Genomic DNA, 15502 nt, shown 5'->3' with positions numbered 1-15502 from the left:
CGAAAAACCCCTCCTACACTGGAACAGAGGCAGTATGCAGGGGGAAGGCAGAATGAAACCAATAAAAATCAGTCTATTAATCGCATTTATTCCCGGCCTGGTGCAGGCGGTTAACTGGAGCGATGGCCCACTGATGGTGCGCTCCCAGGCCCCGGTAAAGTCGCTGGTACTGAGCCCGATGTTCCGGCCCGCCTACTACCAACCCGGCGGCCCCCAGATTGACGCCGCCTTCTACGCCGCCAGCATCTACGCCATCGATACCGACTACGTCATGGACTACTACACCATCGAGTACCGGCTGGGGATGCTGTGGAGCCCGTCGCAGCGGTGGCAATTTGGCTGGTCCATCGCCAGTCGCACCACCAACGACGCCCATCTCGATCAACTGACCCTGAGTTTCCATAAGCTGTTCGGCATCGATCAGAACGGCCGCGACCAGGTGCCGAAGCACCGCAGCTACCTGAGCATTCCCAAGGCCGACTTCGAGGTGGCGGACTTTAGCGGCGAGTCCATCGGCCGCCAGTATGAGCTCTCCATCGGCCGCTCCCTGTACAACCGCCATCGCCATAACCTCTCCACCACCGTGGTGCTGGCTTACGAAGACGACGACAACCCCAGGAGTGGCGGCGGCTGGGATGGCAGCGTGCAGCTGGACTACCAGTACGCCTGGGGCGACAGCGTGGCCTACCTGATGGGGGCCATGGCCTACACCGACGGCGATACCCTGTTCGGCTTCGAACTGGAAACCAGCAGTTGGCACTGGGGGCTGGGGTTCCGCCATCAACTGGCGCCGAGGCACCAGCTGTTGCTGGAATACAACGCCGCCGACGGCATCCTGCATAATCTGGGGCAATTTAAGAGCTCGGTGCATGAGATCAACGCCGGCTACCGTTACCACTATCGCCAACTGGCGCTGGAAGGGGTTATCATTGAAAACTTCAAATACCCGGACAACAGCGCCGACGTGGCGCTGGTCGCCAAACTACGGTACCAATTCTGACCATGCTGATTCCCTATGACGATCTGAAATCCGCCCTGTCTCCGGAAGCCTTCGCCAACCTGATCAAGGAGTACCTGTTGCAGCAGATTGGCGATCAGGGCTTTGACCAACTGGATGGCGACAGCGTCAGCCAAGCCCTGCCCCGCATCGAAGCGGCCCTGAAGCGGGGTGAGTTGGTGGTGGAATTCAGCGAGGAGGAGGAATCGGTGGCCATCCGTTCCGCCGAGTCTCTGGCCGGGCAGGACTGACACGAGAAACCGTCATCAATTCATGAGCATCGCCATTGACCCGCGGTCTGTAACACTTGACCTGATGGCGGTAACCCTTTTATAACAGAGGGCCAACAGCAGGGAAGGGCAAGGACATGTCAGCCAAACACCCCATCATCGCGGTTACCGGCAGTTCCGGTGCCGGCACCACCACCACCACTAAGGCCTTTAAGCACATCTTTCGACAGCTGGGCATCGAAGCGGCATTGGTGGAAGGGGACAGCTTTCACCGCTATACCCGTGCCGAAATGGAACTGGCGATTCGAAAAGCCCGCGAGGAGAACCACTCCATCAGCTACTTCGGCCCGGAAGCCAACGACTTCCCGGCATTGGCGTCGCTGTTTGACAGCTACGGCAGCAGTGGTGAGGGCCAGGTGCGCCGCTACCTGCACACCTTCGATGAAGCGGTGCCTTTCAACCAGATGCCCGGCACCTTTACCCCGTTCCAGCCGTTGCCGGAAAACACCGACCTGCTGTATTACGAAGGCCTGCACGGCGGCGTGGTTACCGACGACGCCAATGTCGCCGAGAAGGTCGACCTGCTGATCGGCATGGTGCCCATCGTCAACCTGGAGTGGATTCAGAAGATCATCCGCGATACCGGCGATCGGGGCCACAGCCGCGAAAAAGTGATGGGCAGCATCGTCCGCTCCATGGACGATTACGTCAACCACATGACACCGCAGTTCTCCCGCACCCACATCAACTTTCAGCGGGTACCCACGGTAGACACCTCCAACCCATTCAGCGCCAAAGACATTCCCAGCGATGATGAGAGCTTCGTGGTGATCCGCTTTCGAGGGGTAAAGGACGTCGACTTCAGCTATTATCTACAGATGATTCAGGGCAGCTTTATGTCCAGAATCAATACGCTAGTGGTTCCAGGCGGCAAAATGGGCCTGGCCATGGAGCTGATTTTGACTCCGGTGATAAAAAAATTGATTCAACAACGAAAACAAACCCTGATCACCGAACAATTTGAATTGGGGACCGGCAACAGCGAACAATAGCCAGAAATGACTCAAACTGACAAAATCTCCGTAGTGGAGTAATGGTGTTTGACCAAAAATGGCCATCTGGAGGCACACAATTAACCTGAAGTGAGCATTTTTTTTATTTAATATAAAAAACTTCGATCAAGGTCATAGTGCTTTGGACTAGACCTAATTAACATTTGAACCTAGAATTCTGAGTTGTTTATCTTTTCCTTACCAAACTGAGGGACAACACTTATGGCGCTTATCGGCAAGCCAAAACCGGATCCTACTCTAGAGTGGTTCCTCTCTCACTGTCACATTCATAAGTACCCAGCGAAGAGCACGCTCATCCACGCTGGCGAAGAGTCTGACACCCTGTACTACATCGTAAAGGGTTCAGTGGCTGTACTGATCAAAGATGAAGAGGGCAAGGAGATGATCCTGTCCTACCTGAACCAGGGTGACTTCATCGGTGAGCTGGGACTGTTCGAAGAGCAGCCCGAACGTACCGCTTGGGTTCGCGCTAAGTCTCCGTGCGAAATCGCAGAGATCTCCTACAAGAAATTCCGTCAGCTGATTCAGGTTAACCCTGACATCCTGATGAAGTTGTCTGCTCAAATGGCCAACCGCCTGCAGAACACTTCTCAGAAAGTCGGTGATCTGGCCTTCCTCGACGTTGCCGGCCGTATTGCCCAGACTCTGCTGAGCCTGGCAAAACAGCCTGATGCCATGACCCACCCTGATGGCATGCAGATTAAGATTACCCGTCAGGAGATCGGCCAGATTGTTGGTTGTTCTCGTGAAACCGTTGGTCGTATCCTGAAGATGCTCGAAGAGCAGAACCTGATTCAGGCCCACGGTAAGACCATTGTTGTGTACGGTACCCGCTAAGGAACACCGCCCTGACAATGGCATAAAAAAAACCTCGCCTTGGCGAGGTTTTTTTCTGTCCGGAAAACGGCGATCAACCGGCGTTGGTGGACTCGAAGATCTTGTCCGCCGAGGCCGCCACGAAGCCGCTGTACAGCGCACCGTCCGCCATGGGGTAGCGCAGGGCAAACTCATAGAAGCAGGCCGGAATCTCCAGCGCCCCATCGTTAAACGCCACCGCCACCTTATCGGCCATGGTGGAGGATTGCTCCAGCAACACCTCGGCACTGCCTTTGATTTCCCCCCCGGCGCTGTTGAGCACAAATCCCGCCCCCTTGAGGGCCTCATTGACGGCCTCCAGGGTGTCAAAGCCACTGAGGTCATTGACACTGACCGTGAAGTGGTTGGCTCTGAAACCAAAGGCCGACAACCAGGCGGCGTACTCGCTCTCCGCCAGCAGGCTGCGATACTGCTCCTGGGTCACCTGCCAGGGCGCGCCCCCGTACAGGTGCGCCACCTCGTCGGTGTAGCCCGGTGGCAGTTGCGCCACCAGTTTGGCCACGGTGGCCTGCAGCGCCTCGCTGCATTGCTCCAGCATCAGCTCGGAGATAAACACCTTAGGCTGACGGGCATCCGGATGCTCGTAATGACGGGCATACAGCTTCTTGGCTTCGAAGTGATACTCACCCTTGGCCTCGTAGCCCAACGCCAGGAAGTGCTGAGCCAATTTGTCGATGCCCAGCCCCGGTGCCCGGAAGGTACGGAACGCCACGTGGTCATTGATGATCGCCTCGCCCTTGCCCAGCAACCGATGAATGGCATCGGCACTGGGGCACTGATGCAGGTAGTCCTGCCACATGTGGTTAAACAGGGTATTGATGTCCATATCGCAAACGCTCCTTAAAGATCCAGACCCGGAGCCAGCGTTGCTGGCAGAGTGACTTTGTCCGCTTCCACCGACGCCACCGGATAGGCACAGTAGTCGGCGGCGTAATAGGCGCTGGCCCGGTGGTTGCCACTGGCACCAATGCCTCCAAACGGCGCCGAACCGGCGGCCCCGGTGATCTGGCGGTTCCAGTTAACGATACCGGCACGGCTGCGCGCCAGGAAATAGTCCCACTCACAGCGATCATCGGACAGCAGTCCCGCCGACAGGCCGTAACGGGTCCGGTTGGCCAGCTCGATGGCCTCATCGAACTCGTCGTAGCGAATCACCTGCAGCAGCGGGCCGAAGTACTCTTCGTCCGGCAACTCGGCAATGGCGGTCACATCGATGATACCCGGGTTAACCAGGCCAGTGCCGGGCACCAGTGGCGCCAGTTCGATCAGCGACTGACCACCCAGTTGCTGCAGACGCTGCTGCGCCTCCACCATCCCGGCAGCCGCCTGAGCGGAGATCATCGACCCCATGAACGGCTGAGGCTCGGCGTTGTACTCACCGACGCGAATCTTGGCCGTGGCCGCCACCAGCATCTCGAGGATCGCCTCCCCTTGTGCGGTCCGCGGCAGGTACAGGCGACGGGCACAGGTGCAGCGCTGTCCGGAGGAGATAAAGGCCGACTGAATGATGTCGTGCACCGCCGCCTTGACGTCGGCCACCTGGCGGACGATAAGCGGGTTGTTACCGCCCATCTCCAGCGCCAGAATCTTGCCCGGTTCGCCACCAAACTGTTGGTGCAACAGGTGACCGGTGCGGGAGGAGCCGGTAAAGAACAGGCCGTCGATGTCGATGTCGGACGCCAGCGCCTTGCCGGTTTCCAGCTCACCCTGTACCAGGTTGATGACACCGTCTGGCAAACCGGCCTGCTGCCACAGAGTCAGCATCAATTGCGCCACTTTCGGCGTCTGCTCCGACGGCTTCAGCACCACGGCATTACCGGCAATCAGTGCCGGCACGATGTGACCATTGGGCAGGTGGCCGGGGAAGTTGTACGGGCCAAATACCGCCACCACCCCATGGGGTTTATGACGCAGCACCGCACGCCCAGCCGGGGTTTCCCCCTCCTTGCTGCCGGTACGCTCGTGGTAGGCGGTAATGGACAGGCCAATTTTGCCGATCATCGCCGCCGCTTCGGTGCGAGTCTCCCACAGTGGCTTACCGGTCTCCTCGGCGATGGTCACTGCCATCTGCTCCTTGTTCTGCTCCAGCTGCCCCTTGTAGGCTTCAATCACCTGCAGGCGGGCGTCGATGCCCTGACTGAACCAGGCAAACTGGGCCGCTCGTGCCGCTCGAATCGCGTCGCTGACCTGAGCCGCAGTGGCGCTGTGGCCACGCCAGATCACCTCGGCGGTGGCCGGGTTAAGAGACTGCATCTCATGACCCTGCCCCTCGACCCACTGGCCATTAATAAAAAGACTCATCGGTTATATCCTTATCGGTTCAGTCCCAGGGCCCAGACTTTTGCCCCGTTGGTTAATCCCAGTGCCTTGGCATCGGCAGGCTTCAGGGTCAGTTCCCCGGCCTCGGCATCGATGTGGGCATTGGCTTTAATGATACTCAGCTGCGCCAGTTCGCTGCCGCAGACGATCAGGTTGGCGTCACTGGTGTGCTCGCTGACTTTGAGGGTATAGCTGGCGGATTCCCGCACCGCTTTGATTTGATCCCGTTGACACTCGACGGTCGGTCCGGCATCGAAGATGTCGACGTAGCCCTGGCAACGGAAGCCCTGATTCTCCAGCAACCGCAGTGCCGGACGGGTGTTGTCGTGCACCTCACCCACCACCGCCTGGGCCTCCGGGCTCAGCAGGTTGACGTAGATGGGGTGGCGGGGCATCAGCTCAGCCACAAACACCTTGTCACCGATGCCGGTAAGGTAGTCGGCAGTGGGAAAATCGATGCCAAAGAAGTGCCGCTCCAGCCACTGCCAGAACGGCGACGATCCGTCGCCATCGGAGACGCCACGCATCTCGGCGATCACCTTGTCGCCGAAGCGCTGCGGGTGGGCCGCCATCAGCAGGAAACGACACATGGACAGGAAGCGGCCATTGTCGTCTTTGCGCCAATCCGGCTTCAGATACAGGGTGCACAGCTCGGCGGCACCGGTGTAGTCGTTGCACAGGGTCAGGGTGCTGACTTCACGGCGAATCCCAAGTTGCGGCGAGACATGCACGTCTTTCCCCAACCGGTAGTGGTAAAAGGCATCTTCGATGCCCACCGCCGCTTCTATGGCACAGGTGCCCACCACATCGCCACTGCCGGTGTCTTCCAACACCATCAGGTACAGTTCATCACCGGGCACCTCCACCTGCCTGGCGAAGCTGCGCAGTGATCGCTGGATCTTGCTTTTCAGCAAGGTCTCATCGATGGGCAACGAGGTGAATCCGTGTCCGGAATCCTCAGCAATTTGCAGCAGGGCGGGGTAATCCCGCTCCGCAATCGGTCGTACTTTCAGCATGGCCGGTCTCCACTCCAGCCCGCCCCTGGCGGGGAGGGAGTTAGCCCAGTTTCACTTTGGCAACGGCTTTTTCAAAGCGTGCCAGGCCCAACTCGATCTCTTCGTCGCTAATGACCAGAGAGGGAGTAAATCGAACCACATTGGCACCGGCAACCAGGCACATCAGGCCTTCGTCCGCCGACGCCACCAGGAAATCTCGAGCGCGGCCGGCAAAGTCGTCATTCAGCACCGCGCCAATCAGCAGTCCCTGGCCCCGTACTTCGCTGAACACCTGGTACTTGTCGTTGATGGCATTCAGGCCCTCGAGGAATTTACGATGCTTGACCGTCACCCCTTCCAGGACATCCGGGGTATTGACCACGCCCAATACCGCGTTCGCCACCGCACAGGCCAGCGGGTTACCGCCGTAGGTGGAGCCGTGGGTGCCCACTTTCAGGCTTTCGGCAATCTTGGCGGTGGTCAGCATGGCCGCGATAGGGAAACCGCCGCCCAGCGCCTTGGCGGTGGTCAGAATGTCCGGCGCCACGCCGTAGTGCTGATAGGCGTACAGGTTGCCGGTACGGCCAACGCCAGTCTGAACCTCATCGAAGATCAGCAAGGCGTTGTGCTTGTCACACAGGGCCCGCACCCCTTCCATAAACGCCTGAGTGGCCGGAATGATGCCGCCCTCGCCCTGGATCGGCTCCATCATCACCGCGCAGGTGCGATCGGAGATCACCGCTTCCAGTGCCGCCAGGTCGTTGAACTCGATATGGTCGATGCCCTGCGGCTTAGGACCGAAGCCGTCAGAGTAGGCCGGCTGGCCGCCGACAGTCACGGTAAAGAAAGTGCGGCCGTGGAAGGCTTTGGTGAAGGCGATGATCTGATCTTTCTGCTCACCGCCGTTTTCCAGTGCCCAACGACGAGCCAGCTTCAGGGCCGCCTCGTTGGCTTCGGCGCCGGAGTTGGCAAAGTAGGCGCGCTCGGCAAAGGTGGCATCGGTCAGCGTCTTGGCCAACTGCAGGGCCGGTTCGTTGGTCATCACGTTCGACAGGTGCCAGAGCTTCTCACCCTGGTCTTTCAGGGCCGCCACCAGCGCAGGGTGACAGTGGCCCAAACAATTAACGGCAATGCCTCCGGCGAAATCGATGAACTCCCGGCCCTCCTGGTCCCAGACCCGGCTGCCTTGGCCACGAACGGGGATCACCGCAGCAGGGTTGTAGTTTGGTACCATTACCTGGTCGAAAAGAGCACGGTTTAGCGTTGATTGCATTGTCATAAATTCTCCTTGGTCTTTTGTTTTGCAGGGGATGCAAACGTGACCTAATTATCATTCTGATAACAACCAACCATATAAAATTGTAGCAATGCAGTCAAAACTGCGGGCTGGTACAGAAAACGGCCTAAAAAGGGTAATTATTCACCATAAAAGGCACTGATTTTTCCCGCTTTCGTTCACGAACATTATTTAAGCCGCTGTTTTTATAGACGTGCCGTGGCTTAATGCAAGTTATTAGCATTTAAGCGAAAAAACTTTCACCAAAGGCTGGTTTCACTTAGTCATGCAGCAAATACGACCGCCTATGCAGCGAAAAAACCCGCTTCAGGAACGTACCGCTGCCGTTACTCGGGCCTCAGGGATCTGATAATAGGCGGTGATCACCTCCAACCCCTCCACCTGCTTGATCACTCGACTGCCCAGTGTCAGGTACACCACCTCACCAAAAGCCCGGCTCAGGGCGCGCGCCTCGGCATCGCTGTTAAACCAGGGCGTCTGTAGCCCCTGCATCAGAGCAAGAAACCGGCCCTGATAGCCGATCCCCTGCAGAAAGGCCTCTGCCACTTTCAGGTGCTGCTGCAGGTGCCCGGCGATGGGCTGACAAGGCATCCGTAAGAACCGCACCCCCTCATACACCTCACTGCCGGACTCCAACCGTGCCTGGCTCAGCCAGGACTGGCGCATACTCTGATACAGAGTGGTGGCCTGACGGTGCACCAGAATCGCCCCCAGGGCAAACACACAGGAATACACCCGCGCAGTCTGCGGATCCAACTCCTCCAGCTTCAACCAATGGGCGCTGCGGGTCTTCATCAACCGGCACCAGCGCCACAGTTTGCGTTGATGAATTCCCTGGCTCTGGTTCGGTGACCAACTCCAATGCTCGAAGATCAACCCGGGCAACAGATTGCGCAGTCGCTCGTAACCGAGGTAGTTGATCGCCAGTTGCACATCCTGAACGTCATTGACCCGCCGAAAATCGAATCGATTGGAGTTGATGTGTCGAATCAGTGCCTTACTCAGCCAGATGTCCGCCTCAATCAGGCGACTGAGGCGGCGAATGTCGCCATCGTCGTCCAGCAACTCCTCCAGCAACTCCAGTTGAGTTATCTGAATGCCGAGATCCCGCTGCAGCCATTGCGGCTGCTCCAGGTGCCGATCCAGCTCGGCGGCATAGGCCCGATCAAAGAACAGCCTCAGCCGCTGCTCCTGCTCGTCCCGCTGACGGTTTCTCTGGATTCGCTTGAACTCTGCCGCCCGCTCCACCGCCAGTTTATGTCGCCAGACGAAGGCCACTTCGTCGTCCATGGAGGGCTTGTTGGAAAACACCGGCTCGGCCAGACTTTGGTATTGCCAGAACTGGCGTTCGAGGTTTTGCAGAACCTCAGGCTTGGGAAGATGGGCGTTCACGGAGTCTCGGTGTCGATGATTTTGTCCCATTTATAACATAAGCATTTACCGGAACCGCACTAAAAATCTGCATCAATTTACTCAATTTCAACTTCTTTTCCGGGGGGTTAGCGGCTTTTTCTGATCATTTTTCCAACACCCAAATCCGGCTGCAGCGCCCGTGACAGCTGGATTAGCAGCGGTTCACATGAAGCAAAAACCCTGTCGGATGAGTGGATTTCATTTACCACCACGAAATTGATCATGTGTCAATGCGGTTTGAATGTCGTAATCTTGACCCAATCCTCAATATAGGAAGTATGAAGATGGTTACAGGTATTCAAATTACACAATCCGCAACTGCTTCTCTGGTAGGCAGTATTTGGCTCATCGATAAGCAAGCACAGCAAGCCCGCTGCCTGGCCGCCAAGGACCAGTACCAAGCCGATGAAACGGTTTCTCTGGATCAACTGGGTGAGTTTGAGTACCGGGAGCTGCCGGTTGAAGGTCAAACCACCAGTGGCCGTGAAGGCGGTCAGCACCTGAACGTCAACGTGCTCAAGCGTGAAGTTCTGCAGCAGCTAATGGACGCCCGCGAGCGCGTCGAAGCCGGTGCCGCCAACGACGACGACCATGCGCTGCTGGCGGACAACGCCCAGCTGACCATTCGCGTCTCCGGCTATGCCGTGCGTTTCAACGCCCTGACTCTGGAACAGCAAAAGGACGTCATCACCCGTACCTTTACCCAGAGCATGTAAGTTCGCCCTGCGCGCTTACCCCCACAACGCCGCTCACCGAGCGGCGTTGTTGTTTGCCCCTGCCGTCGCCCACCGCCAACGTGATACACTCGCCTCATACAGAAATCCCCCCCATTTTCATCGCGTTAGAGCAGTGACAACCCTACGGAGCGGAAGCCGCATCATGACAGCCACACTGAAACCGATCGTCCAGCTGGCCCTGGCCGCCGCCATCGCCTACCTGGCTTTTGCCCTGATTCAGGTCGGCCAGGAGGTGCGTCAGGTTCGCCAGCAACTGCCGCAACTGGTGCAGCAGGTTCAGACTCTGGAGCAGAGCGTGCAAATCGGCCGCTGGCTGACTCTGGCGGAACGGGTGAATCAGCAACTGCCCGGCGCCCTCAAGCAAGTGGAAGCCGTTAACCGACAGCTGCCGGCGCTGCTGGAGCAGGTGACCCGGCTCCAGCAGCAGACGGTACCGGCGATCCTCAACGAGGTGACCCTGATTCGCACTCAGGTGATGCCGCCGCTGCTGACTCAAGTGGCGCTGATCAACGAACACAGCCTTCCGGCGCTACTGACCCAGAGCCGACAACTGCAGGACCACACCATTCCGGCGCTGCTGGCCCAGAGCCGACAACTGCAGGATCACACCATTCCAGCCCTGTTAGCGGAGTCCGCCGAGGTCCGTACCCTGACGCCCCAGGTGCTGGCTGAAGCACAGCGGTTGACTCAAGACGCCGAGCAAGTGGTGGCCAAAGCCACCGAAGGGGTGGTCCAAGGCTCGGTCAAAGGGGTACTGACCGCGCCCATTACCCTGATCAAAGACGCCAGTGAAGGCCTGACGGAAGCGGCAGAAAAAGACCTGTAACCGTGGCGGCAATCAGGGGTTAGGCGCCGACAACGGAATCTGACGCACCGTGTTGAGCACCCGCTGCTGCGGCCCCATACCGCCGAGTATCAACAACTGCTGCCCCAGCTTCAGGGCACCGCGGTGGTCCATCGTGGCCACCGCATCCTGATGGTTGCGCCAGCGGTCACTGGCCAGCTCATACACGCTGATGCGATCGCTGGGACGGGCGGCAATGCCATCGTAGCCGGTACCGTCGTAGTTGTACGGGGTCTCAGTACCACCGATAAACCACAGCTCACCGCGCTCGGGCAGGCCAATGGCGGCCATTCGGTATCGGGCCACACCGCTGTGATGCGCAGCCTGGCGCCAGTCGATGCGAGCCGGATTATCGGCATCAATCTCGCCCCGGTAACAGCCCGGTTCGGCGGCAAAACTGCGGCGCCGACTCTCGTGATACACCACTTTGGCACCGTCGCACACCACTAGGCTATTGCCGGCCAGGGCACCGGCATGGCCAAATACCGGCGTGCCCGGGTAGGGACTGGCCTGCTGCCAACGATCGGTGTGGGTGTCATACAGCTGCACCAGGTTGACGTTGCCGTCGTTATGCCAGCCACTGATCAGGTACAGGTAGCGCTGCTGATAAGCCACCGCTACCGCATCATCCACCGGCACCGGCATGGGCGCCAGCGCGGTATAGCGATTGCTGGCCACATCGAACCGCCATACGTCCGCCAGCGACACCTCAGAGTGGTCTGCCGCCACCGTGTACCCACCGAACACATACGCCGATTCACCGATGCCCACCGCCACCGACGCCAATCGCCCCGGGCCGGGTACCGGAGCCAATGACTGCCAACGGGAGACGCCATCCAGCGCCAGTGCCCAGGCCCGGTTGTGCACATCCCGGTGGTCTTTGTTCGACCCCAAACCATTAAAACTGAGCAGGTAATTTCGGCCATCGACGTGAACGCCAGCCACCGCGTTGTTACTGACCGGCTCAGGCATGGGGGGCAGCGACAGCGGCGCCGTCGCCAACAAAAGCGCAAACAGAGACATCCTTACCTCATACTGATGGTGCACCCCAAGGTGATCTTGGCGTGCCGGACAGGTAGAATGCCACCGCCCGACTACCCCCAGCAACCGCAGACAACGGATGACCGCATGCTTTTGATGCTCGACAACTACGACTCTTTCACCTACAACCTGGTGCAGTATTTCCAGCAGTTGGGGCAGCAAGTGGTGGTGCGTCGCAACGACCAGACCTGTCTGGCGGAGATCGAAGCGTTGGCGCCGGACTACCTGGTGATCTCCCCCGGCCCCTGCAGCCCCAATGAAGCGGGACTGTCGCTGGCGCTGGTGCGCCACTTTGCCGGCCGAATTCCGATTCTTGGCGTTTGTCTGGGCCACCAGACCATCGCCCAGCACCTGGGAGCCCGGGTGGTGCGGGCCCACACCGTAATGCACGGCAAAACCTCGCTGATCAACCACAATGGCCGCGGCGTGTTTCAGGGCCTCAACCAGCCGCTGAGGGTCACCCGCTACCATTCCCTGGTGGTGGACCCTGCCAGTCTGCCGGAGTGCCTGACGGTAACCGCCTGGTGCGACAACGCCGCCGGCGAGCAAGAGATCATGGGCTTTCGTCACCGGCAGTTGCCACTGGAGGGGGTGCAGTTCCATCCGGAATCGATCCTGACCGAACAGGGGCTGACACTGCTGAATAACTTCTTGAAACAAAACAGCCACAACTGAGCCGGCGCGAACTTTTAAGCTGCCCTTCAAGGTGTGATATAACCCACAGTTATCCCCCATGAAGGAAACACAACAATGAAAAAATGGATTGGACTGGGTTGCACGCTCAGCCTGGTGACGGCCTGCGCCTCGGTCACCCCCACCTTCACCGACCCCTCCCCCGCCACCGCCGTCACCCTGCCGGCACTGGCACCACTGACCGTTGACCAACCCCTGACCCTGAAGCGGATCATGGCCAACCCGGACTGGATGGGCAACGCCCCGCAAGACCCCAGCTGGGCCCTGGACGGCAGTGGCCTCTTTTACTGGCAGAAACAGGCCGGCTCTGAACTGAGCGTACCGTTTTTTGTGGACACGCAAGGCCACACCGAGGCCCTGGCCTACCCACAGTGGCACCGGGCCGAACACAAGCGCCTGAGCGAAGACGGTCGACTGGCCGCCTGGCTGTACGAAGGCAACCTGATGGTGATGGATCTTGCCGACGGTAGCCCGCGTCAGCTGACCCGGGACAGCAGTGCCCTGGATGACTTCAGCTTTACCCTGGACAACCAACTGCTGATCCGCCGTGGCAATAAGCTATTTCGCATCGATCCCAGCTCAGGCCTGACCCGGCTGCACAGCGAATTGGTGTTCGGCCAGAAACCGGATGCCACCAAGGTGCCGGACAGTTACCTGGCCCAGCAACAGAAGCGGCTGATCCGCTACGTCGACAAGCAGTACCTTGATGCCGCCGACAAGGCCCAACGTCAGCAGCAGCGCCAACAGGCGGATCCGACCCTGGCGCCGCGCCCGTTCTACCTCAATGGCAGCGAAAAGCTGGTAACCCTGAGCCCGTCTCCCCAAGGGCGCTACCTGTTGGCGGTGGTCACCGACAAAGACGGCAGTTGGCGCAAAGACCACGACATCATGCCCAACTACCTGGATAAACGCGGCTACGTCGAGGCGGTCAAAGCCCGCGCCCGGGTCGCCGAAGCCGAAGTGGCCTCGCAGCGACTGGTGATTTTGGATACTGACACCGGCCAGCATACCGACGTCAGCTGGGAAGGACTGCCCGGTTTCGACGCCGACGTTCTGGCCGAGGTGAAGCGGGAAAATGCCGCCCGCAATGGCGAAAAATACCAGTCGACCAAGGCGCTGCGCACCCTGCGGCTGATGCAGGACTGGGGCTGGGAGCAGAGCGCCATTCAGTGGTCACCGGACGGCAGCAAGCTGGCGGTGATGGTGGAGGCCGGTGCCGACAACAAGGATCGCTGGCTGGCCACCGTCGATCTGCAGCGGGGCACCCTGACCAGTCAGCATCGACTCCATGACGACGCCTGGGTCAACTACACCCACAATGAGTTTGGCTGGAGCCGCGATGGCGAATCGCTGTACTACCTGTCTGAGGAGTCCGGTTACTCGCAGCTGTATCTGAAGCCGCTGAATGGCAAGGCCCGTGCCCTGACCCAGGGGCAGTACGTGGTCTCCAACCTGACCCAGAGCCGCGATGGCAGCCAGTTTCTGTTTAAGGCCAACGCCAACCACCCGGGCCAGTACGAGGTGTTCAGCGTGGCCACCGCCAGCGGCGACATTCAGCAATTGACCGACCTCAAAGGGGGACTGGACTACCGGCTCAGCCCGGACGAAAGCCAGCTGCTGCTGAGCGCCTCCAGCCGCACCCGCCCGCCGGAGCTGTTCATTCAGCCCATTGGCGGCCAGGCCCGCCAGCTGACTCACACCAGCAGCGACGCGTTTCTTGATTACGCCTGGCAAACGCCAGAAGTGGTCGCCATCCCCTCCAGCCATCAGGACAAACCGGTGTACGCCCGCATCTACCGTCCACAGAACGACAGCAAGAAGCGGCAGGGCCGCTATCCGGCGGTGATCTTCAATCACGGTGCCGGCTACCTGCAGAATGCCCACTATGGCTGGTCCGGCTATTTCCGTGAGTTCATGTTCCACAACCTGCTGGCTCAGCAGGGTTACGTGGTGATGGACATCGATTACCGCGGCTCCAAGGGCTATGGCCGCGACTGGCGCACCGCCATCTACCGCAACATGGGCCACAGCGAGGTGGAAGACATGCTCGATGGGGTCAACTGGATGGCCCAGGCGCTGCAGGTGGATGAGCAGCGCGTCGGCACCTACGGTGGATCCTACGGCGGCTTTCTGACCTTTATGGCCCTATTTACCCAGCCTCAGGCGTTTCAGGCCGGTGCCGCCCTGCGGCCGGTCACCGACTGGGCCCACTACAACTACGGCTACACCTCCAACATTCTCAATACGCCGCAGGTCGATCCCATCGCCTACGAACGCAGCTCGCCCATCGAGTTTGCCCAGGGGCTGGAGAAACCGCTGCTGATCATGACCGGCGTACTGGACGACAACGTATTCTTCCAGGACAGCGTTCGCCTGGTGCAGCGCCTGATTGAACTGGAAAAGCCGACGTTTGAGACCGCCATCTACCCGGTGGAACCGCATGGATTCCGCCAGCCTTCCAGTTGGCTGGATGAATATCGACGCATTTTTGAGTTGTTCGAGGAAAATCTCAACCCCTAGCAAAACGCAGTCACGGGTGACTATTAATGACAATGACTGAAATGTGGTTTAAAAAAGGTTAAATATTTATTTTAAAATGTTGAATATTTAATCACATCACGTTAACTTGAAACTGTCACTGACACTGTGACTACCTTGAATGGTTGTGTTCGTCCTACTTTTGCCCCGCCACGGAGTTGGTGGGGCATTTTCTTTTTTGCCCGCAACAACACTGCGGCGACACCGGCAGCAGGATAAATCGTTCGAGGCGTTAGCCCGGCTAACCCGGAAGGTGACCCGCATTTCACATGGACGCTTCACCGCGACTTTTGCTACACTGCGGCCCCCACAATCCACAAGAGAACGATTCGATCCCCGTGTCCATTACGCCGCCTTAATTCATCCTCCCCCTCGGCACTCATTGCCAATTCACGCGCCACACACTCTGGTCCTCTGCGACTGACTGCACCTCGCTGCAGGGTTTGTTG

General features: G+C 59.0%; 14 protein-coding genes. 8 read left to right on the top strand and 6 right to left on the bottom strand.

Annotated elements, in window-relative coordinates; genetic code table 11:
• The first annotated feature begins 52 nt into the window (after window positions 1-52).
• The 4 genes from J8Z22_RS01745 to crp all read left to right on the top strand — a co-directional run bounded on the left by J8Z22_RS01745 (window position 53) and on the right by crp (window position 3137).
• Entirely contained in the window at window positions 53-1000 is a 948-nt protein-coding gene (locus J8Z22_RS01745) for a DUF3187 family protein (protein WP_252008477.1), read from the top strand.
• A 2-nt stretch (window positions 1001-1002) separates the two neighbouring features.
• The gene (locus J8Z22_RS01740) at window positions 1003-1248 is read left to right on the top strand and encodes a YheU family protein (RefSeq protein WP_028112825.1); all 246 of its coding nucleotides are present in this window, start codon (window positions 1003-1005) and stop codon (window positions 1246-1248) included.
• 116 nt (window positions 1249-1364) lie between these two features.
• Window positions 1365-2279 (top strand): phosphoribulokinase, encoded by a 915-nt coding sequence (locus J8Z22_RS01735; protein ID WP_028112824.1) that lies wholly within the window; start codon window positions 1365-1367, stop codon window positions 2277-2279.
• A 222-nt stretch (window positions 2280-2501) separates the two neighbouring features.
• The gene (gene crp, locus J8Z22_RS01730; RefSeq protein ID WP_028112823.1) at window positions 2502-3137 is read left to right on the top strand and encodes a cAMP-activated global transcriptional regulator CRP; all 636 of its coding nucleotides are present in this window, start codon (window positions 2502-2504) and stop codon (window positions 3135-3137) included.
• A gap of 73 nt (window positions 3138-3210) precedes the next feature.
• Here crp and J8Z22_RS01725 read toward each other — a convergent pair whose 3' ends face one another.
• From J8Z22_RS01725 to J8Z22_RS01705, 5 genes are all read right to left on the bottom strand, one after another.
• Window positions 3211-4002, bottom strand: coding sequence for a DUF1338 domain-containing protein (locus J8Z22_RS01725; RefSeq protein WP_252008474.1), 792 nt, complete (start codon window positions 4000-4002; stop codon window positions 3211-3213).
• Window positions 4003-4016: 14 nt separating this feature from the next.
• A complete protein-coding gene (gene astD, locus J8Z22_RS01720) occupies window positions 4017-5477 on the bottom strand; it encodes a succinylglutamate-semialdehyde dehydrogenase (protein WP_028112821.1) in 1461 nt (486 codons plus the stop codon).
• A gap of 11 nt (window positions 5478-5488) precedes the next feature.
• Window positions 5489-6511, bottom strand: coding sequence for an arginine N-succinyltransferase (gene astA, locus J8Z22_RS01715; RefSeq protein ID WP_252008472.1), 1023 nt, complete (start codon window positions 6509-6511; stop codon window positions 5489-5491).
• Window positions 6512-6551: 40 nt separating this feature from the next.
• The gene (locus tag J8Z22_RS01710) at window positions 6552-7769 is read right to left on the bottom strand and encodes an aspartate aminotransferase family protein (protein WP_305881810.1); all 1218 of its coding nucleotides are present in this window, start codon (window positions 7767-7769) and stop codon (window positions 6552-6554) included.
• A gap of 324 nt (window positions 7770-8093) precedes the next feature.
• Window positions 8094-9179 (bottom strand): HDOD domain-containing protein, encoded by a 1086-nt coding sequence (locus J8Z22_RS01705; RefSeq protein WP_252008470.1) that lies wholly within the window; start codon window positions 9177-9179, stop codon window positions 8094-8096.
• 305 nt (window positions 9180-9484) lie between these two features.
• On the opposite strand from J8Z22_RS01705, the gene J8Z22_RS01700 reads away from it, so the two are divergent.
• Together J8Z22_RS01700 and J8Z22_RS01695 are read left to right on the top strand one after the other, a co-directional pair.
• Window positions 9485-9916, top strand: coding sequence for an autonomous glycyl radical cofactor GrcA (locus J8Z22_RS01700; RefSeq protein ID WP_028112817.1), 432 nt, complete (start codon window positions 9485-9487; stop codon window positions 9914-9916).
• A 163-nt stretch (window positions 9917-10079) separates the two neighbouring features.
• Window positions 10080-10763, top strand: a complete 684-nt coding sequence (locus J8Z22_RS01695) for a hypothetical protein (RefSeq protein WP_028112816.1) — start codon at window positions 10080-10082, stop codon at window positions 10761-10763.
• A 12-nt stretch (window positions 10764-10775) separates the two neighbouring features.
• Here the strand turns inward: J8Z22_RS01695 and J8Z22_RS01690 are convergent, their stop codons facing one another.
• On the bottom strand, window positions 10776-11804 hold the full coding sequence (locus J8Z22_RS01690; protein ID WP_252008468.1) for a kelch repeat-containing protein: 1029 nt from the start codon (window positions 11802-11804) through the stop codon (window positions 10776-10778).
• 105 nt (window positions 11805-11909) lie between these two features.
• Here J8Z22_RS01690 and J8Z22_RS01685 point away from each other — a divergent pair, with 105 nt between their 5' ends.
• On the top strand, window positions 11910-12497 hold the full coding sequence (locus J8Z22_RS01685) for an aminodeoxychorismate/anthranilate synthase component II (RefSeq protein ID WP_028112814.1): 588 nt from the start codon (window positions 11910-11912) through the stop codon (window positions 12495-12497).
• A gap of 75 nt (window positions 12498-12572) precedes the next feature.
• Window positions 12573-15035: a prolyl oligopeptidase family serine peptidase gene (locus tag J8Z22_RS01680; protein WP_252008466.1), complete on the top strand. Its 2463-nt coding sequence runs from the start codon at window positions 12573-12575 to the stop codon at window positions 15033-15035.
• Window positions 15036-15502 lie beyond the last annotated feature (467 nt).

It is taken from the genome of Ferrimonas sp. SCSIO 43195 (assembly GCF_023716685.1).
Taxonomy (GTDB): Bacteria; Pseudomonadota; Gammaproteobacteria; order Enterobacterales; family Shewanellaceae; genus Ferrimonas; species Ferrimonas kyonanensis.
This window is presented reverse-complemented; position numbering and strand designations above follow the sequence as displayed.